The sequence below is a fragment of the Thermosporothrix sp. COM3 genome, assembly GCF_059696735.1.
In genome coordinates, this window is sequence record NZ_AP019376.1 from 3,316,050 (window position 1) to 3,337,601 (window position 21,552).

Annotated in this window: 3 protein-coding genes; 1 reads left to right on the forward strand and 2 read right to left on the reverse strand. The window is 56.1% G+C overall.

What is annotated here, in order from left to right:
- Positions 1 to 83: 83 nt before the first annotated feature.
- Together KTH_RS14110 and KTH_RS14115 are read right to left on the reverse strand one after the other, a co-directional pair.
- Positions 84 to 1,295, reverse strand: a complete 1,212-nt coding sequence (locus KTH_RS14110) for an MFS transporter (protein WP_497619523.1) — start codon at positions 1,293 to 1,295, stop codon at positions 84 to 86.
- A gap of 50 nt (positions 1,296 to 1,345) precedes the next feature.
- Positions 1,346 to 2,335 (reverse strand): phosphotransferase enzyme family protein, encoded by a 990-nt coding sequence (locus tag KTH_RS14115; RefSeq protein ID WP_497619525.1) that lies wholly within the window; start codon positions 2,333 to 2,335, stop codon positions 1,346 to 1,348.
- Between the two features lie 493 nt (positions 2,336 to 2,828).
- On the opposite strand from KTH_RS14115, the gene KTH_RS14120 reads away from it, so the two are divergent.
- Positions 2,829 to 21,476, forward strand: a complete 18,648-nt coding sequence (locus KTH_RS14120; protein WP_497619527.1) for a non-ribosomal peptide synthase/polyketide synthase — start codon at positions 2,829 to 2,831, stop codon at positions 21,474 to 21,476.
- Positions 21,477 to 21,552 lie beyond the last annotated feature (76 nt).

Genomic DNA, 21,552 nt, shown 5'->3' on the forward strand with positions numbered 1-21,552 from the left:
TCTCTTTAACAGAAGAGAGTATCTTCATTGTAAAAGAGAAGCAGATGGGCTTTTTCGACGTCACCGTAATTTTTAGGCTTGAATTACTTTTTTCGATGCAGGCCGAGCAAGAGCCAGGCAAGCAAACCGGCACTGCCAACAAGAGCACCACAGCCTATGAAGATGACATTAGCAGGAAGGAACTGGCCGAGGTAGCCTGCCAGGGCAGCCGAGATCAGCCCCATACTGGCCACACACATCTGAATGACCGATTGGATTCGTCCGATCATGGCCGGTGGGGTGGTACCGATAAGGAGCGACAAGTACCCGAGCTGCAAGCCGCCTTGCTGAATACCCATAATAAAATTGACGACCATTGCAATCTGAAAGTTGGTCTGTAAAGAGTAGATTGCAATGCAGATGCCCAGAAGAGCAACGCTGCCAGCGAAGATGTAGCGAGGGGTGAGCCATTTTGCAATGAAGCCCCCTCCGGTGAGCCCTGTGAGCATCCCGATGCTCAGGACCGACGACACAATGCCGGCGAATTCACTGTTCATATGCAGGTGTTTGGTGAGGAAGATGATGTTCAAAGGCTGGATCGCGCCCATGCCGAGGAGCCCCACACAAGTGACGATGCAGATAATCAGGATAGTACGCGTTTTCAGGATGAAGCGTAGGCCTGCTTGTAAGTCCTGATATATCTCTTTCACTCCGATCTTTACCTGGGGGGCTGGCTCATGTTTGTATGGATGAAGCACTACTTCTGGTGCGCGAATGGCTAATAAGCAGAGGGTCGGCAGCAGGAACATCACAGCGATGATTCCCAGAATGAGGTAGGGACCTCCTATTGTATAAAGCGGCGTTGTAAGCGAGAAGCCGAGGATAGACGAGAGCGTCAGTGAGGTTTGAGAGATCGAGACGGCCTGTGGGTATTTCTTTTGTTCGACAAGCGCCTGTAGGAGGCCAGAGCGGGCAGTTGATACGATGTTGGAGAACGTAAAGATGATAGATGCGCTGAGGTAAATTGCCGGGAGCTTAAGCGAGACTGGCGCGAGAAGCGGAAACAGGAGGGCTGCTGCTTGCCCGAAATTGGTTATAATCATTGCTCGTCGACGGTTCCAGCGATCTATAAAAATGCCTGCGACCGGGCCTATGAAGATGGTCGGCAGATATTGTAGGGCGGTGAGAATACCGACAGAGGTGCTCTGGGCAATGATTGAAAATGCCCAGATAAGCATTGTCGCTCCAAAGAGCTGATTCCCCATGGAATATATTGTCTGGGCGGTAATCAGGAGGGTAAAGTTTCGATTGATCATGGTATCACTCCTTCATTTTCAACGCTCTGTTCCCCACTCTCTGGATGCTACTACGCTATATGCTGTTGGAGCCATTGGCGGATAAATGTTAGGCGCTGCTCCAGATACGCTTCATTGAGCCAGCCTCTTCCCCGGAGCCCGAGCAGGACTTTTTTGAACATAAAGGCCTGTGCATAGAGTTCGCGTGCTAGCACAACAAAAGGAAGCGCATCGGTCTCCCGAGAGGAGAGGGGACGTATGTTTTGATAGCCCTGTAAGTATGCCTGCCAGACTATTTGACCCTGAGCTAAAGGGGTGTGACTGAGTGACCACCAGAAGGTAGCTACATCATAGAGACGCCAGCTATAACAGCACTCAAAATCGATCAACACCGGTTCATGGGCCGGGCGACATAGGATATTTCTTTTGTGGGCATCTCCATGACAGATGCCATATACTGGTGTCTGGCGGGGCAGTGTCTGGAGGATAGATGTGAGGGTCTGGCCCAGATCTTCGAGAAAGTGGCGATCATTCGGACTATGCTGGAGAAAAGGGAGGAGAATCTCTAGAGGCTGTTTGATGAGCAGGCTTTCGTTCAGATGAGGGCTTTTCTCGGTCTGTGGAAGCACATCGCTTGCCTTGTGAAGCCTGGCTATGAGTTGCCCGTAGGAATAGCCCTGCTCTTCGGTGATCGCGTTCCCTGGCGGTTCTCCCTCGGCAAAATCATAGAGAACAGCATAGCGGGGACCTTCGGGGGCGGCAAGCGTCTGTACATAGGTGTGGTCGAGTTGCTTGAGTGGTGCGGCAAATGGGATGCCAGCCTGAATAAGCTTTACGAGGACTCGAACGCCCGCTTCTACTTCCTCGAATGTGCGCTCCTTGCTGGAAATTCGCAGAATATATTTTGCTTCTGGGGTTGTGACACTATAGATGTCGTAGTCGCCCTGATACAGCAGGTAACATTGCAACGGTGTGGGCAGTGCATACCGGCTGAGAAGCTGCTCGGTTAGTGCCTCAGCCGAAAGGATAGATGCCTGAACTGGAAAAGTGTTCTGTAACATACTTTGCTCTCCTGATATTTTTATCTTAGATAAGTTGTTTTTAGGGGTTTTGCTGTAGAATATAAGTATAGTTTTAGTATAAGAAGAAAACAATACCTCAAGAAGAGGATTTTCCTGGCTGCTAGAAGAGAGAGAATATACCCTCAGAGGATAAGTGGGAGGAATACTGAGGTAGATTTATTACACTCTAAAAATACCCTTGGCGTCGATTGTTTTTCTAAAGCACTCAAGGCTATACTTTTTGCTAATAAAGAGCAACAGTAAAGGTGTTCCGAGCCTTTCGCAGGAAAGCATACCTCTTCAATTGTTGACTTTTTTGAAGCAGATGCGGAAGTGGGAGCAGCGTGTGCTCACGGCTTGTCCGCTCTGTATTGGTCCGGGCCCTTGCACTGCAACGGGCGAAAGTGAGAGCACATCAACAACCTTACACCTCAAAAAGCACAACTAGAGTCATACACCTGTCGCGTTGAAAATGCATAAAGTGAGGATGAGAATGACAACTCGTGACTTGTCTGCAAAGCGTGCGGCACTTTTCAAAGAAAGATTGAAGAAAAAAGGTATTCAGAGTAAGCTTGAAGGGCAGCATATCCCTCCCAGAAAAGAGACCGAGCCTCTCTCCCTTTCTTTCGCTCAGCAACGGATGTGGTTACTGGACCAGTTAGAGCCAAATAGTACAGCGTACAATATCCCCTACTCCATTCAGTTGAACGGTCATTTGAATGTGCCACTTCTGGAGCGGAGTATAGCGATGCTTATCGCGCGCCACGAAAGCCTACGTACAACTTTTCCGGTGCAGAACGGGCAGCCTGTTCAGGTGATTGCGCCTGCCGTTGAGTATCACCTCCCGCTGGTTCAATTAGAACTGTTGACGCCAGTGCAGCAGACTCAGCAGGTCAGGGAGCTGATCCAGCAGGAGGCACAGTGGCCTTTCTTCCTCAGCGGTGGGGCATTGCTGCGCACCTGCTTACTTCGTTTGAAGCGGGAGAAGCATATTCTGCTGTTGACGTTCCATCACATTATTTCGGATGGGTGGTCTGAGGAGATTTTCTTGCGGGAGATGGTGGCCTGCTATGAGGCGTTGCTTGAAGGGAGGGCACCTTTACTGCCCGAGCTCCCCATACAATATGCAGATTTTGCACAATGGCAGCGGCAACGATTGCAGGGTGACGCCCTAGAAACGTCGCTCGCATATTGGCGTGATGAGTTACGTGATCTGAAGCCGCTGCATCTGTCTGCAGATAATCCCCGACCTGCAACGCTATCGCCGCGTGGCTCCTATGAAAAACACCTGCTTCCGGCGGCTCTGCATGAGCAATTGAAGGTACTCGGGCAGCGGGAGCAGGCCACCCAATTTATGGTCTTGATGGCCGCATTTCAGGTTTTGTTAGCCCGTTATTCCGGGCAGACAGATATTGTGGTTGGCATTCCGACCGCTAATCGTACGCTGCCCGAGTTAGAAGGTATCATTGGTTTCTTCTCGAACACGCTGTCCGTTCGGGTAGATGTCGCTGATAACCCGACTTTCCTGCAATTGCTGGCACGGGTGAGAGAGAAGACCGTCGGAGCTTATGCACATCAGGATGTGCCATTTGAAAAGCTCGTAGAGGAGCTTCAGCCAGAGCGGAGCTTGAATCACTCTCCCTTCTTTCAGGTGATGTTTGCGGAACAGCAGGAATTGCCGACTTTTCAGGTGGGTGGGCTCCAAATCCATTCTCTTCCTCAGGAAACAGTTGTCGCAAAGTTCGACATTTCGTTAATCGTCATGGAGACAGATCAAGGCCTGCTTTGTGCCCTCGAATATCGCACGGATATCTTCGAGCAGGAGACAATTAGACGTCTGCTTGAGCACTGGCAAACCCTGTTAGAAGGGATCGTTGCTCAGCCGGAACAGCGTATTCAGGCCGTGCCCCTGCTTTCCGAGGCCGAGTGTGTTCAATTGTTTGCGCAATGGAGGCAAGCACGGCTGTCTTTCCCCGAGAAGCACCCTCTTCACCATTTGCTGGAAACCGGTCAGGAACGCTATATACTCAATGAGAGCTTGCAGCCTGTGCCTGTCGGCGCAACGGGGATATTGTATATTGGCAGTACGGATGAGATGGTTGATCCCACGCGCCTGCTTCCCCATCCCTTTAGCGAGCAAGTAGGGGCATATATCTACAATACAGGTGAGACGGTTCGCTTCTTAAAAACTGGTGAAATTGTTCCTCTCCAGCCTGAGCGATCAAGGCAACAGGTCAAGGTGCGGGGGTATCATATCGAGCCAGGGGAGATCGAAGCAGCGCTGGCGATCCTGCCCGACGTGCGAGAGGTCGTGGTCACGGTGCAGGATGCGCGAGCGGGCGACAAACGCCTGGTTGCCTACCTGGTCGCTGAAGCAAATATCATACCCTCAACTTCCGAGGACTTGCGCGCTTATCTTCTACAGAAGCTGCCTGAATATATGGTGCCCGCAAGCTTTATCTGGACGGATCAGCTCCCGGTGACCATAAACGGGAAGGTTGTGCCAAGAACGCCAGAGGAGCAAACATTAGCGGGGATCTGGTCGCAGGTGCTAGGTGTCAAGCAGGTCGGGATCTATGATAACTTCTTTGCCCTGGGTGGCGACTCGATCCTGACGATCCAGGTGATCAGCCTGGCGGCCCAGGCCGGGCTCACGCTCACGCCAAAGGAGCTGTTCCAGTACCAGACGATCGAACAGCTAGCAGCGGTGGTGAAGCCAGTTGAGGAGCAGTCCGTTGAGGAGCGACCGAGCGGGGAGGTGATGCTGACGCCGATCCAGCGCTGGTTCTTTGAGCAGGGATCTCCGGAGCCGCATCACTACAACCAGTCGCTATTGTTGCGGAGCCGGGGGAGACTGGAAGCGGAGCGGTTGGAGCGAGCGTGGAGGTGGGTGTATGGGCAGCATGAGAGTCTGAGGTTGCGATACCGGCAGGAAGCGGGGGAATGGAAGCAAACTTACGAAGAGGGGGAGGCAGGGCTGCTGTATGTGGATCTGACCGGGCTTCAGGGGCAGGAGAGGGAGCGGGAGCGCAGAAGGATGATCGGGGAGGCGCAGGGAAGTCTGAAGCTGAGTGAGGGGCCGTTGTGGAGGCTGGTGAGCCTGCGGCAGGAGCAGGAGGAAGAGTTGCTGTGTGTGAGCCATCACCTGATCATCGATGCCGTATCCTGGCGGTTGGTGCTCTCGGATCTGCACTATGCCTATGAGCAGATGGGAGAAGGGAAGGAGCCGGCGAGCTTGCCGCGCAGCAGTTCGTATCAGCGGTGGGCGGAGTCGCTGGAGCGGGTGGTGAGCAGGGGAGAGCTGGAGGGAGAGCTGACGTACTGGTTGAGCGAGGAGCGGAAGCAGGTGAAGGGGTTGCCGGTGGAGAAGGGAGCAGGGAGGGCGAGAGAGGAGAGTAGCCGACAGGTGGTGAGGGAGTTGGATGAGGAGAGGACGAAGGGGGTGTTGCAGGAGGTGGGAGAGGTGTACAGGATGAAGCCACAGGAGGTGTTGTTGACGGCGCTGGTGAAGGCGGTGGGAGCGTGGACGGGAGAGCGGAGGGTGCTGGTGGATGTGGAGGGGCATGGGAGAGAGGAGAGGGAGGGAGGGATAGAGGTGACGAGAACGGTGGGGTGGTTTACGACGATATATCCGGTGTTATTGGATGTGGAGGGAGTGAAGGGAGAGGGAGAGGAGTTGAAGAGAGTGAAGGAGCAGGTGAGGAGTATTCCGGGGAAGGGTCAGGGATATGGGATGTTGCGGTACCTGCATCCGAAGGAGGAGGTGAGGAAGAAGTTTGCGGAGTTGCCGCAGGCAGAGATCAGCTTCAACTATCTCGGACAGCTCGATTCTTTGCAGGAAGAGAATTCCTTATTCCAGATTAGCGAGGTCGCTGTTGAGGCACAGAGCAGCCCGCAGGGGTATAGAAGCCATCGACTGATGGTTGATGGGATGGTGGTGAACGGGCGTTTGCGGATGGAGTGGAGTTACAGTCAGCAGGAGTATGCAGAAGAGACGATCCAGCGGCTGGCGCAGGGATTTGAGGAGGCGGCAGAGCGGCTGATAGAGCAGAGCCGTGCAGAGGGGGCAGGAGGGATGACGCCCTCAGATTATCCGCTGGCGCGGTTGACCCAGGAGCAGTGTGACCTGTTGTGGGAGAGCCTGCCGAGTGGAGTGCAGGATATCTATGCGCTGACCTCGTTGCAGGAGGGGTTGTTGTTCCACACGCTGGCAGAGCCTGGCCTCTATGTCGAGCAGATGTGCTGTTTCTTACATGGTCGACTCGACTTGAGGAAGTTTGAGCGGGCGTGGCAGGAGGTGATTGGGCGACATGAGAGCTTGCGAACAGGGTTCTGGTGGAAAGGCTTGCGGAGACCGATTCAGTTTGTGATGCGAGCGGTGCAGCCCGCCTGGCGCTTGCTGGATTGGCAGCATCTGGACGCGGGCGAGCGAGAGACCCATCTGTATACATTGCGCTGGGAAGAGCAGAGGCATAGCTTTGATATAACACAAGCGCCGTTAATGCGGTTCACGTTGATCCGAGTGAGCGAGGAAGAGCATCTGTTTCTGTGGAGCCACCATCATCTGATTTTGGATGGCTGGTCGGTCTCGTTGGTGCTCAAAGAGGTGTTTCAGTACTACGAAGAGTCAGAGCCTCAAGTGGAGCCGGTTGCGCCATATCGGGAGTATGTGGGCTGGTTGCAGGAGCAGGATCAGGGAGTCGCCGAAGCGTACTGGCGCAGGTATCTGGCAGGACTGAGTGAACCAACCCAATTACCGGTCTTGCAGCCAAAGAGCGCTGTTGAGACGGAGAAGCGAGTAGAAACGCAGAGAGTGCGCATGAGCCGAGAGGAGACGGCCGAGATCCAGCGCTGGGCGCGGCGCGAGCAGGTTACGCTCAACACCCTGCTTCAGGGAGCCTGGGCGGTCTTGCTGAGCCGGTACAGTGGGTCAGAAGATGTGCTCTTCGGGACGACGGTAGCGGGGAGGCCGCCAGAGCTGGCGGGAGTGGAGACAATGGTAGGGCTCTTCATCAACACGCTGGCAGTGAGGATAGGGGTGAAGGAAGAGAAAGAAGTGGGAGCATGGCTGAGGGAGATCCAGGAGCAGCAGGTAGAGAGTCGGCAGTATGCGTACACGGCGTTGAGTGAGGTGCAGCGCTGGAGTGAGATGCCTTCAGGCCAGCCGCTCTTTGACACCATCCTGATTTTTGATAACTTCCCGATTGATCCTGACCTGCTTGCCTCAAGGAACGCACTCAAGATGCAGGTGGCCGAGACCTTTGAACAGACAAACTTCCCGATTGATGTAGAGGGAATCCTGCTCGAAGACTGCTTGCAACTGAGCATTATGTACCATACCAACCGGGTTGCCCCGACTATGGCGGCTCAGATGTTGCGGCATCTACAACAGATACTCAGGTCTATGACCGCGGACGTGCAACAAGTATCGATGCTTTCGTTGTTCACGGAGGTCGAAGCTGCCCGAATGCTCGCTGAGTGGAACGAAACCGGGCGCCCTCTGCCCGATCGGCGGCTGCATGAGCTGTTTGAGGCTCAGGTCCAGGCTACCCCTGATGCAGTGGCAGCTACTTTTGAAGAGAGGCGTATTACCTATGCCGAGCTCGATCAATGGGCAAATCAACTGGCTCATTACCTGCAAAAGCGCGGCGTTGGGCCTGATATGCTGATTGGCCTCTTTGTCGAGCGCTCTATTGAGATGCTGGTTGGCGTACTGGGCATTTTGAAGGCCGGAGGTGCCTATGTTCCTCTAGATCACACTCACCCGCAGGAGCGGCTGGCTCTGGTACTTGAGGATGCGGCAATTACACTGCTTGTGACTCAGGAGCGCCTGCTTGCAAAGCTGCCTGCTTCTGAAAACCTGTCTGTAATTTGTCTGGATCGGGAGAGCAGGCTGATTGCTCAAGAAAGTGCCCGGAAGCCGCAATGTGAGACGAAGCCCGATAACCTGGCCTATGTGATCTATACTTCCGGTTCGACAGGCCGGCCCAAGGGAGCAATGATTCCCCATCAGGGTATCGTGAACTACCTGAGCTGGGCCAGCAAGTTTTATCATACACGAGAGGGGAACGGCACGCTTGTCCATTCTTCCCTGACCTTCGATCTCACGCTGACCGATCTTTTTGCTCCTCTGCTGGTTGGCTCCTCTGTTACCTTGCTGCCTGATACACATGATGTTGAGGCGCTGGCTCACACGTTCCAGGCAAGCGAGCAACTCAGCCATGTGAAGCTAACGCCCTCACATTTTGAGCTCCTCACGAGCTTACTCTCACCTGATAAAGTGCAGCAGCGAACAAAGGCCTTTATTACGGGTGGCGAGACACTAAATGGTGAGAGCCTTGATTTCTGGCGTGTGCATGCTCCCGATGTGCGAATCTTTAACGAGTATGGGCCAACGGAGACAGTTGTAGGCTCTACAGTTTACGAGATTGAGCCGTCGGCGCCGAGCAGCGGAGCTATGCCGATCGGTAAGCCAATCACAAATGTACAGCACTATGTCCTTGATCGATACCTGCGGCCTGTGCCGGTTGGTGTGACCGGGGAACTCTACATTGGTGGCATCTGCGTAGCGCGTGGCTACCTGAATCGTCCAGCTCTAACAGCCGAGAAGTTTATACCTGACCCCTTCAGTGATAAGCCCGGGGAGCGTCTCTATCGTACCGGTGACCTCGTTCGCTATCGAGAAGACGGTATCCTTGAGTTTGTCGGGCGCGTTGACCATCAGGTCAAGATACGAGGATATCGTATCGAGTTAGGAGAGGTCGAAGCGGCACTGGCTGGTCTGCCCGAGGTGCAAGATGTTGTGGTCACGGTGCAAGAGGAGCGAGCGGGCGACAAACGCCTGATTGCCTACCTGGTCGCGCAGGCGAACACGACCCCGCTGACCGTTAATGACGTGCGGGCACGTTTACAGCAGAGTTTACCTGAATACATGATCCCTGTCGGGTTTGTCTGGCTGGAGCGGCTGCCCTTAACATCGAATGGCAAGGTAGATCGGCGAGCCCTGCCCAAACCTGAGAGTATCCGTCCGGATCTGGAAGAAGCATTCGTCGCGCCAAGAACGCCAGAGGAGCAAACATTAGCGGGGATCTGGTCGCAGGTGCTAGGTGTCAAGCAGGTCGGGATCTATGATAACTTCTTTGCCCTGGGTGGCGACTCGATCCTGACGATCCAGGTGATCAGCCTGGCGGCCCAGGCCGGGCTCACGCTCACGCCAAAGGAGCTGTTCCAGTACCAGACGATCGAACAGCTAGCAGCGGTGGTGAAGCCAGTTGAGGAGCAGTCCGTTGAGGAGCGACCGAGCGGGGAGGTGATGCTGACGCCGATCCAGCGCTGGTTCTTTGAGCAGGGATCTCCGGAGCCGCATCACTACAACCAGTCGCTATTGTTGCGGAGCCGGGGGAGACTGGAAGCGGAGCGGTTGGAGCGAGCGTGGAGGTGGGTGTATGGGCAGCATGAGAGTCTGAGGTTGCGATACCGGCAGGAAGCGGGGGAATGGAAGCAAACTTACGAAGAGGGGGAGGCAGGGCTGCTGTATGTGGATCTGACCGGGCTTCAGGGGCAGGAGAGGGAGCGGGAGCGCAGAAGGATGATCGGGGAGGCGCAGGGAAGTCTGAAGCTGAGTGAGGGGCCGTTGTGGAGGCTGGTGAGCCTGCGGCAGGAGCAGGAGGAAGAGTTGCTGTGTGTGAGCCATCACCTGATCATCGATGCCGTATCCTGGCGGTTGGTGCTCTCGGATCTGCACTATGCCTATGAGCAGATGGGAGAAGGGAAGGAGCCGGCGAGCTTGCCGCGCAGCAGTTCGTATCAGCGGTGGGCGGAGTCGCTGGAGCGGGTGGTGAGCAGGGGAGAGCTGGAGGGAGAGCTGACGTACTGGTTGAGCGAGGAGCGGAAGCAGGTGAAGGGGTTGCCGGTGGAGAAGGGAGCAGGGAGGGCGAGAGAGGAGAGTAGCCGACAGGTGGTGAGGGAGTTGGATGAGGAGAGGACGAAGGGGGTGTTGCAGGAGGTGGGAGAGGTGTACAGGATGAAGCCACAGGAGGTGTTGTTGACGGCGCTGGTGAAGGCGGTGGGAGCGTGGACGGGAGAGCGGAGGGTGCTGGTGGATGTGGAGGGGCATGGGAGAGAGGAGAGGGAGGAAGGGATAGAGGTGACGAGAACGGTGGGGTGGTTTACGACGATATATCCGGTGTTATTGGATGTGGAGGGAGTGAAGGGAGAGGGAGAGGAGTTGAAGAGAGTGAAGGAGCAGGTGAGGAGTATTCCGGGGAAGGGTCAGGGATATGGGATGTTGCGGTACCTGCATCCGAAGGAGGAGGTGAGGAAGAAGTTTGCGGAGTTGCCGCAGGCGGAGATCAGCTTCAACTATCTCGGACAGTTTGACGCTCTACGAGAGGAGCTCGCGTTGTTCCATGTCTCCCAGGTAGATGCTGCTCTTGAGCACAGCCCGCAGGGGTATAGAAGCCATCGACTGATGGTTGATGGGATGGTGGTGAACGGGCGTTTGCGGATGGAGTGGAGTTACAGTCAGCAGGAGTATGCAGAAGAGACGATCCAGCGGCTGGCGCAGGGATTTGAGGAGGCGGCAGAGCGGCTGATAGAGCAGAGCCGTGCAGAGGGGGCAGGAGGGATGACGCCCTCAGATTATCCGCTGGCGCGGTTGACCCAGGAGCAGTGTGACCTGTTGTGGGAGAGCCTGCCGAGTGGAGTGCAGGATATCTATGCGCTGACCTCGTTGCAGGAGGGGTTGTTGTTCCACACGCTGGCAGAGCCTGGCCTCTATGTCGAGCAGATGTATTGTACATTCCGGGGCTCACTGGAGCGCGAGAAGTTTGAGCGGGCGTGGCAGGAGGTGATTGGGCGACATGAGAGCTTGCGAACAGGGTTCTGGTGGAAAGGCTTGCGGAGACCGATTCAGTTTGTGATGCGAGCGGTGCAGCCCGCCTGGCGCTTGCTGGATTGGTGTCAGTTTAGCTCGAGTGAACAGGAGATACAGCTTCAGACCTTACTGCAGGAAGATCGTGAGTACGGCTTTGATATAACACAAGCGCCGTTAATGCGGTTCACGTTGATCCGAGTGAGCGAGGAAGAGCATCTGTTTCTGTGGAGCCACCATCATCTGATTTTGGATGGCTGGTCGGTCTCGCTGGTGCTCAAAGAGGTGTTTCAGTACTACGAAGAGTCAGAGCCTCAAGTGGAGCCGGTGGCGCCATATCGGGAGTATGTGGGCTGGTTGCAGGAGCAGGATCAGGGAGTCGCTGAAGCGTACTGGCGCAGGTATCTGGCAGGACTGAGTGAACCAACCCAATTACCGGTCTTGCAGCCAAAGAGCGCTGTTGAGACGGAGAAGCGAGTAGAAACGCAGAGAGTGCGCATGAGCCGAGAGGAGACGGCCGAGATCCAGCGCTGGGCGCGGCGCGAGCAGGTTACGCTCAACACCCTGCTTCAGGGAGCCTGGGCGGTCTTGCTGAGCCGGTACAGTGGGTCAGAAGATGTGCTCTTCGGGACGACGGTAGCGGGGAGGCCGCCGGAGCTGGCGGGAGTGGAGACAATGGTAGGGCTCTTCATCAACACGCTGGCAGTGAGGATAGGGGTGAAGGAAGAGAAAGAAGTGGGAGCATGGCTGAGGGAGATCCAGGAGCAGCAGGTAGAGAGTCGGCAGTATGCGTACACGGCGTTGAGTGAGGTGCAGCGCTGGAGTGAGATGCCTTCAGGCCAGCCGCTCTTTGATACTCTGCTGATTTTTGAGAATTATCCGGTTGAGCCATCGGTTTTAAAGCCAACACCCGAACTCTCGCTGCATGAGATTCGTATCGTCGAGCAAACAAATTATCCCTTGCTGATCCAGGGCTCCTTTGAGCAGGACAAGCTTGAATTGCTCGCTACTTACCAGCCGTCGGCCTTCGAACAGGGTGTTGTGCGGCGTATCCTGGAGCATCTCTGTACCCTCTTCCGGGCTATTGTGGCCCAAACAGATGCCTTGATCATGCAGCTACCGATGCTCAGTGAGGCTGAGCTTCATCAACAGCTTGTTGAATGGAACAGCACAGATGAGCAATTCGCGGATCTTCACATCCTGCATCAGCAGTTTGAGCAGCGTGTCAAGCAAGTTCCGGATGCAGTTGCCCTCTGTTTCCGGGATGAGCAGCTTACGTATGCCGAACTGAATGAACGGGCGAATCAGCTTGCCTGCCTGTTACAGAGCAGAGGTGTAGGGGCAGATACTTTCGTTGGTGTGTGTATGGAGCGCTCCCTTGAGCTGGTGATCGGGCTGCTCGGCACTCTGAAAGCGGGTGGGGCGTATGTGCCAGTTGATCCCTCGTATCCGGCGGAGCGGATTGCTTTCATGCTAGAAGATGCCCGGGTTCCCATTTTGCTGACCCAACAGCATCTGCGTGAGCACCTGCCAGTTCAATTGGAAGCGGTCATCTGTCTGGACAGTGAGACATGGTCGACGCTTGTTGAGCCGCTGGAAGAGCATGTTCCGCAATCAGCAGGGCAGCATCCTGAACAGGCCGCGTATATGATCTATACCTCCGGCTCGACTGGCCAGCCCAAAGGAGTGCAGATTGCTCACCGGGCGCTGCTGAACTTTCTCTATTCGATGCACTCACAGCCTGGCCTCACCGCTCAGGACACGTTGCTAGCTGTTACCAGTCTCTCCTTTGATATCGCGGGTCTGGAGCTCTATCTCCCCTTGCTATGTGGGGCGCGGCTGGTACTGGCAGAACGCCAGGATGCGCAGGATGGACGAGCGCTGGTCGAGCTTCTGCGCAGACATCGCGTGACACTGATGCAGGCGACGCCCTCAACCTGGCGGCTGTTGCTGGAGGCAGGCTGGCAGGGAGATCCCGATCTAGTGATTCTCTGTGGTGGTGAGGCGTTCCCGCCAAATCTGGCGGAGCAACTCCTTCCCCGCTGTGCCTCGTTGTGGAATATGTATGGTCCGACCGAAACCACGATCTGGTCTGCGGTTGCTCAGGTCAAGCAGGTGGAAGGCCCGCTCTCGATTGGCCGCCCGATTGCCAACACACAGATCTATATTCTGGATGAACGCTTGCAGCCAGTGCCGATCGGCGTGCCGGGTGAGCTGTACATTGGCGGGACAGGCCTGGCTCGTGGGTATTGGAGGCGAGAGGAACTTACAGCCGAACGGTTTGTACCGAACCCGTTTAGCACGCAGGTCGGAGAACGGATGTATAGGACGGGGGATCTGGCCCGCTTCCTGTCGGATGGCACCCTGGACTATCTGGGTCGTCTCGACCAACAGGTCAAGATTCGGGGCTTCCGTATTGAGCTCGGCGAGATCGAAGCAATCCTTGCTCAGCATCCTCTTGTACGAGAGTGCGCTGTCATGGCGCGGAGCGATGACCAGCCAGATGCCCGACTGGTTGCCTACGTGATACCTGAGCATGCCGAGAATCCCTCTTCGCTCTCCGTACCTGTTTTGCGTGACTACATACAGCAGCGCTTGCCATCCTACATGGTCCCGGCGGCCTTTGTACTGCTGGATGCCTTTCCCATGACTTCAAATGGGAAGCTGGACCGGCGGGCCCTCCCTGCGCCCGAACGGAGTCGTGAGCAGGTGGCAGAGACCTTTGTGGCACCGCGCACAGCCGTCGAAGCGGTCCTGGCCTCTATCTGGCAGCAAGTGCTTGAGCTGGACCAGGTGGGGGTGACGGATAACTTCTTTGCCCTGGGCGGCGACTCGATCCGCAGTATTCAGGTTGTTTCGCAGGCGCAACAGCAGGGGTTAGCGATTTCAGTGCCGCATCTGTTCCAGTACCCGACAATTGCTCAGTTGGCGCAACATGTGCTTCATGACGAGCTCCAGCCAGAGCCCTTTGAGCGGACAGAGCCGCTGAGCCTGCTTTCGGAGGAGGAGCGAAGCCGACTACCAGAGGGAGTAGAAGATGCGTACCCGCTGACGATGTTGCAGGCGGGAATGCTCTTCCACAGTCAGTATGCTCCTGAATCGGCGATCTATCATGACATCTTCACGGCCCATTTGCAGGCACGGTTTGACCTTCAGGCGCTTCAGATTGCTCTGCAACGGCTCCATGAGGAGCATCCGGCCTTACGCACCTCTGTGGAACTGGCCGGGTATCGCTCGCCGATGCAACTGATCTGGCGTCGGGTGCTGCTGCCCTTGCAGGTTGAAGATCTGCGGAACTTGCCAGCCAATGTGCAGGAGCAGCAGATCGCTCGCTGGCTGGAGGAAGAGAAGGGGCGTCCCTTCGCTCTGAATCAGGCCCCGTTGTTGCGCTGGCAGGTCCATTGGCGTGCTGAAGAATCGTTTCAGATAACGCTGAGCTTCCATCATGCCATGTTGGATGGCTGGAGCGCTGCAACTCTGCTGACTGCGCTATTGCAGGGGTATCAGGCTGCATTACTGGGACAAGAGATCACGGCGGAACCATCGGCTGTCAGCTTCCGTGATTTTGTAGCTCAAGAGATGCAAAGTCTGCAAAACGAGGACGACCGTCGCTTCTGGCGTGAGCAGTTGGCTGAGCAGTGGCGTATACAGCTTCCACGCTGGCGAGTGCCAACGCCTGAAGAGCGGAAGCAGCGTATTGTGGATGTGGCAGTGCCGATATCGCCAGCGATGGAAAAGCAGCTTGAAGAGGTTGCCAGACGCTGTGCTGTGCCGCTGAAGAGCGTACTGCTGGCGGCTCATCTGCGAGTGCTGCGTGGGTTAGGAGGGCAGCAGGAATGTGTGACCGGTATAGTGCTCAATGGGCGACCCGAGACGCGGGACGGCGAGCGAGTGCTCGGCATGTTTCTGAATACAGTGCCACTGCGTTTACGGCTGATGGGGGGAAGCTGGCTTGATCTGATAACGGAGGCATTTACCGCTGAGCGGGAGATCTTGCCGCATCGGCGCTATCCGCTGGCCCAGATGCAGAAAGAACAGGGTGGTGAGACGCTCTTTGAGGCTGCCTTTAACTACACGCACTTCCATGTGTATAAGCAGCTCAAACAGGAATCCCAAATCCAGGTACTGGATGGAGAGATGTTTGAGCAAACGAATATTCCCTTGCTTGCAAACTTCAGCCGGGATGTAGAGACGGGGCTGCAATTGAACGTCCGAGCCGATGCGCTGCGCTTCCCTCAGGAACAGGTAGAGACGATAGCCGGCTATTACCAGAAGGTGCTGATCGCTATAGCCGAACTGCCTGAGGAGCGATACGAGTGGCTCGACCTGCTGACGGAAGAAGAGCGTCAGCAACAGCTTGCCCTGTGGAATCAGGCGAGCTTTGCCCATGCCGATGGAGAGACCATTGAGCAACTGTTTGAGCGTCAGGCGCAGATGACTCCTGATGCAGTTGCGCTCTGCCTTCAGGGCTCGCAAATGACCTATGCTGAACTGAACAGGCGGGCCAATCAGATAGCGCAGTTCTTGAAGCGGCATGGTGTCGGGCCTGATGTGCTGGTAGGTCTCTGTATGGAACGCTCGCTGGAGCTGATTGTTGGTCTGGTTGGTATCCTCAAGGCTGGTGGTGCATATATCCCGCTTGACCCTGCCTATCCACAGGAGCGGCTTCGCTTCATGATAGATGATGCCCGATTAACGCTTGTGCTGACACAGCAGCAGTTTGTGGAGCATTTAGCGGACCAGCCGGCGTGCTTGGTCTGCCTGGATACAGAATGGCCGACAATTGCTCAAGAGAGTGATGAGAAGCCGCAGAGCAACCTGGCGGCAGAGAATCTCATCTATACAATCTATACATCAGGATCAACCGGGACGCCGAAAGGGGCAAAAATCACGCACGCGAATGTGGAGCGCCTCTTTGCCGCTACGCAGGACTGGTATCACTTCCATGCTGGAGATGTCTGGACGCTCTTCCATTCCTATGCCTTCGATTTCTCGGTCTGGGAGATCTGGGGAGCCCTCCTCTATGGCGGCAGGCTGGTGATTGTTCCCTATCTGCAAAGCCGCTCACCGGAAGCCTTCTATGAGCTGCTCTATCGTGAAGGGGTCACTGTCCTGAACCAGACGCCGTCGGCTTTCCGCCAGCTTATTCACGCCGAGGAAGTGCAGGGAATGAAGGATCTGGCGCTACGCCTGGTCATCTTTGGTGGTGAGGCCCTGGATATGCGGAGCCTGGCACCCTGGTTCGCTCGCCACGGAGACCAACAACCACAACTCGTCAACATGTATGGTATCACGGAAACAACCGTTCATGTCACCTATCGGCCACTGACTGAAGCGGATGTGCAAGGGAACAGCGTGATAGGAATCGCTATCCCTGATCTCAGCTTGTATGTCCTTGATGAAAGCTTGCTACCAGTGCCGATTGGCGTGGCTGGAGAACTCTATGTCGGCGGGGCGGGCCTCTCGAATGGCTATCTCAATCGCCCGGAGCTGACTGCCGAGCGCTTTATCCCCCATCCATTCAGCAGGGAGGCGGGGCAGCGGCTCTATAAGACCGGCGATCTGGTACGATACCGGCCGGATGGCTCCCTCGATTATCTGGGCCGTCTTGACCAACAGGTCAAGATTCGGGGCTTCCGTATTGAGCTCGGCGAGATCGAAGCAGTGCTTGTGCGGCACCCGCTGGTACGCGAGTGTGTGGTACTGGCCCGGGGAGAGACGGATGCATACCTGGTTGCCTATGTAATCCCGGCGGTGCTGGAGGGAACGTCCAGCCTCTCGATCAGCATGTTGCGGGAATATGTGGAACAACATTTGCCATCCTACATGGTCCCGGCGGCCTTTGTACTGCTGGATGCCTTTCCCATGACTTCAAATGGGAAGCTGGACCGGCGGGCCCTCCCTGCGCCCGAACGGAGTCGTGAGCAGGTGGCAGAGACCTTTGTGGCACCGCGCACAGCCGTCGAAGCGGTCCTGGCCTCTATCTGGCAGCAAGTGCTTGAGTTGGACCAGGTGGGGGTGACCGATAACTTCTTTGCCCTGGGCGGCGACTCGATCCGCAGTATTCAGGTTGTTTCGCAGGCGCAACAGCAGGGGTTAGCGATTTCAGTGCCGCATCTGTTCCAGTACCCGACAATTGCTCAGTTGGCGCAACATGTGCTTCATGACGAGCTCCAGCCAGAGCCTTTTGAGCGGACAGAGCCGCTGAGCCTGCTTTCGGAGGAGGAGCGAAGCCGACTACCAGAGGGAGTAGAAGATGCGTACCCGCTGACGATGTTGCAGGCGGGAATGCTCTTCCACAGTCAGTATGCTCCTGAATCGGCGATCTATCATGACATCTTCACGGCCCATCTGCAAGCGCCGTTTGATGAATTGAAGCTGCGGCGAGTCATGCAGCGGCTACATCGGCTCCACCCGGTGTTGCGTTCATCCTTTGAACTGAGCCACTATGGAGCGCCAATGCAATTGGTCTGGCGTCAGGTCGAGGAGCCTCTACAGGTCGAAGATGTACGCGATCTGCCGATTGAGCAGCAAGAAGCAGTGATAGAACGCTGGCTAGAGGCAGAGAAAGGGCGTCCCTTTGTGCTGGAGAGCGCACCATTGTTGCGCTGGCAGATTCACTGGCGCAGCGAAAACTCGTTCCAGCTTACCGTGAGCTTCCACCATGCGATTCTGGATGGCTGGAGTGTGGCCTCGTTGCTGACCGAACTCATGCGGGGCTATCCTGCCGAACTGGCTGGTAGAACAGAAGAGCTGACGGAGCCCGAGGTAAGCTTCCGCGACTTTGTGGCACAGGAGTTGCACAGTATACAGAGCGAGGAGGATCAGCGCTTCTGGCGGAAACAGCTCACAGAGATCCCGCGGGTGAAGGTGCCACGCTGGCGGGTGCCAACGCCTGAAGAGCAGCAGCAACGGGTCGTGGATATTGCAGTATCCGTATCTGCCGAGCTGGTACAGGGGCTCAGAGCGGTAGCGAACCGGGCCGCAGTCCCCTTGAAGAGCGTATTGCTGGCAGCGCATATGCGGGTGTTGCAGGCACTCGGAGGGGAACGAGAATGCGTAACGGGCCTGGTACTCAACGGGCGACCGGAGACGCAGGATGGTGAGCGGGTCCTTGGGCTCTTCCTCAATTCGCTGCCTTTCCGTCTGAAGTTGGAAGGGGGAAGCTGGCTGGAGCTGGTCGAGGAGACCTTTGCAGCCGAGCGCGAACTCCTGCCACATCGGCGCTATCCGTTGGCTCAGATGCAGAAGGAGCATGGAGGAGAGCCGCTCTTTGAAGTGGCCTTTAACTATACGCACTTCCATGTGTATGAGCAACTCAAGCAGGAAGCACAGGTTCAGGTCATTGAGGGCGCTCTGTTCGAGCAGACGAACTTTACCTTGATTGCGAACTTCAGTCTGGATGTTGAGACAGATCTCCTGCAATTGAACCTACGCGCAGACGCGCAGCAGTTGCCGCGAGAGCAGGTAGAGGCGCTGGCCCACTACTATCGATGCGTTCTGACTGCGCTGGCCGAGCAGCCGGAAGAGCGGTACGAATGGCTCGACCTGCTGACGGAAGAAGAGCGTCAGCAACAGCTTTCCCTGTGGAACGCTACGCAGAGCGCATATCCTGCCGAGGCTACGCTTCCGCAACTCTTTACCGAGCAGGTCGCTTTACGACCTGATGCGATTGCATTGGTGTATGGCGATGAGCAGTGGAGCTATGCGTATCTTGATCAGCAGACAGATAGGCTGGCTCGGGTACTGCGTGGCTATGGCGTTGAAGCGGAAGTTTCCGTAGGGCTCTACCTCGAGCGTTCTTTGCATATGATCGTTGCGCTCCTGGGTATTCTAAAGGCCGGAGGAACCTATGTGCCTTTAGATCCTCAGTTGCCAGTACAGCGCCTGCATTGGCAGATACGCGATGCTCAGGTACGTTTCCTGCTCACGCACTCTGCCCTTGAGGCTCAATTGCCGCACCTGCATCTACCTGTACTCTGCCTGGATCAATTGGAGGAGGAGGACTTTGAAGAGGAGGTTGTTGATGGAGCGGCCAGTGCGCTTCAACTGGCATACGTGATGTATACCTCGGGTTCTACAGGCACGCCGAAGGGAGTGGGTGTTCCTCATCGCGCGATTATCCGCCTGGTGAAAGAGAACAGCTTCCTGACGTTACGGGAAACGAACATTCTGCTGCAATTCGCACCACTGGCCTTTGATGCGTCAACCCTGGAGATCTGGGGAACTCTGCTGACCGGCGCTCGTCTGGTCGTCTTTGAGCCGCAGCTTCCTGCGCTGGATGAGTTGGCCCGGGTGCTCCAGCAGTATGCAGTCAATGTTCTGTGGCTTACTGCCGGGCTCTTCCATCAAATGGTTGAGTCGCAGATAGAGATACTGGCGAAAGTAGATACCGTTCTGGCCGGCGGCGATGTTCTCAATGTGGGTCTAGTGCGCCAGCTCTTGAGGCAGGGTGGTGGTCGGCAAACGGTTATTAATGGCTATGGGCCGACCGAGAATACGACCTTCACCTGCTGCTACCCGATGGTGAGTGAAGATCAGGTAGGGGAGACAGTGCCAATAGGGCGGCCTATCAGCAACACAACCGTCTATGTTCTGGACGAAGAGATGCAGCCGATACCGGTTGGCGCTGTAGGAGAGCTCTACACTGGCGGTGACGGTCTGGCCCGGGGCTACTGGCAACAGGCTGAACTGACGGCAGAACGCTTTGTCCCTGATCCGTTCAGCAAGCAGCCCGGGGCGCGTCTCTATCGAACCGGTGATCTGGTCCGGTATCTGATTGATGGACGACTGGAATTTGTAGGACGCCGCGATCAGCAGCTCAAGGTACGTGGTTTCCGTATCGAGCCGGGAGAGATTGAAACAGTGCTTGCCCGACATGAGCAGGTGCATGAATGCGTGGTCATCCTGCGCAAGGCAGAGACGGGCGAGAGCTACCTGGTTGCCTGCATGACGGGCGAAGATCCTGCCCTGGTGCCGGCGGATGACGAATTGCGGCAGTATGTGCGGGAGCGGCTGCCCGAGTATATGGTTCCGTCGTACTTCCTCTGGTTGGAGGCCCTGCCTCTCACTCCCAATGGTAAGGTCGACCGGCGGGAGTTGATGCGGATGCAGGCAGAGGGGCTGCAACAGCAATTGCAGCAAAGCAACGCTCAATTGTTTGTACCGCCCTGGGATGAAATTGAGTTCCGGCTCATGCGCATCTGGGAAGAGGTTTTGCAGATACAGCCGGTCGGAGTATCAAGCAACTTCTTTGATCTGGGCGGGCATTCGCTGACTGCAATCCGTTTGATGTCCCGCATTCGGCAGGAGTTCGAGCAGGATATTGCGCTGGAGATGCTGTTCCAGCTACCGACCGTGGCCCAACTTGCCACTGCCCTGCGTAATCGGACAGCCGGATCGTCCACTGATCGGGTGTTGGTGCCGCTGCAAACGCAGGGGAGCAACCCGGCTCTGTTTTGTGTCCATCCTGCTGGCGGAACCGCGTTCTGTTACGCGAACCTATCGCGCCTGCTCGGGTCTGAGCAGCCGTTCTACGCCTTGCGCTTGCCCGAATGGTCGAAAACCGGGCAGTATCCGGCCATTGCGGAACAGGCTGCAATGTATCTTGAAGCAATTCGCTCAGTGCAACCACATGGGCCATACCTGCTCGGTGGCTGGTCGTTTGGCGGAATTGTTGCCTTTGAGATGGCCCGACAGCTCGAACAGCAGGGTGAGGAAGTGGCCTTCCTGGCTCTTATCGATAGCGCCGTTCCGCGCAGCGAAACAGCGGCACCGCAGCCAGCCCTTGATGATGCAGTCCTTGTTGCAAGAGCAAAAGGGATGCTTGAGGCGTTGAACGCGATGCAGATGAGCGAGTTCGAACGGCTCTCGCTAGCAGAGCAACTGGAGTATATCTGCCAGCAAATGATAAAGATCCATATGCTGCCAGCGGATGCTGACGTAGAGCTGGCGCGGCGCTTCCTTGCAACGATCGTAATGAGCAGCTATGCAGCGCGAACCTATGTGCCTCATACCTATAGTGGAAGGATTACCTTCTTCAGGGCGACGGAGAGCGTGAAGCTCCTGGAGCTTGAGGATGCAGAAGCGTACGGACTGTCTCAGGGCGAGGCTGCTCCAGAGCTAGCGGGAGGCTGGCAGCATTTCACCTCGGCAGGAATTGACGTGCACCTTGTTCCCGGCGACCACGAAGGAATTGTTGTAGGATCTGCTGTACAGCATCTGGCAACAGCGCTTCGACGAAGTATTGATGCGGTGCTGAAGCAGTAATATGTCTGCTCAGGTGTATCGCGTTCCTTCTCAGTGGTGCACCTGAGCGGTCACTCTGGAAATGAGGCAATAGAGG

Coding starts and splice junctions, on each gene's coding strand:
- KTH_RS14110 (WP_497619523.1), bottom strand. CDS start 1,295: ATGATCAATCGAAACTTTACCCTCCTGATTACCGCCCAGACAATATAT.
- KTH_RS14115 (WP_497619525.1), bottom strand. CDS start 2,335: ATGTTACAGAACACTTTTCCAGTTCAGGCATCTATCCTTTCGGCTGAG.
- KTH_RS14120 (WP_497619527.1), top strand. CDS start 2,829: ATGACAACTCGTGACTTGTCTGCAAAGCGTGCGGCACTTTTCAAAGAA.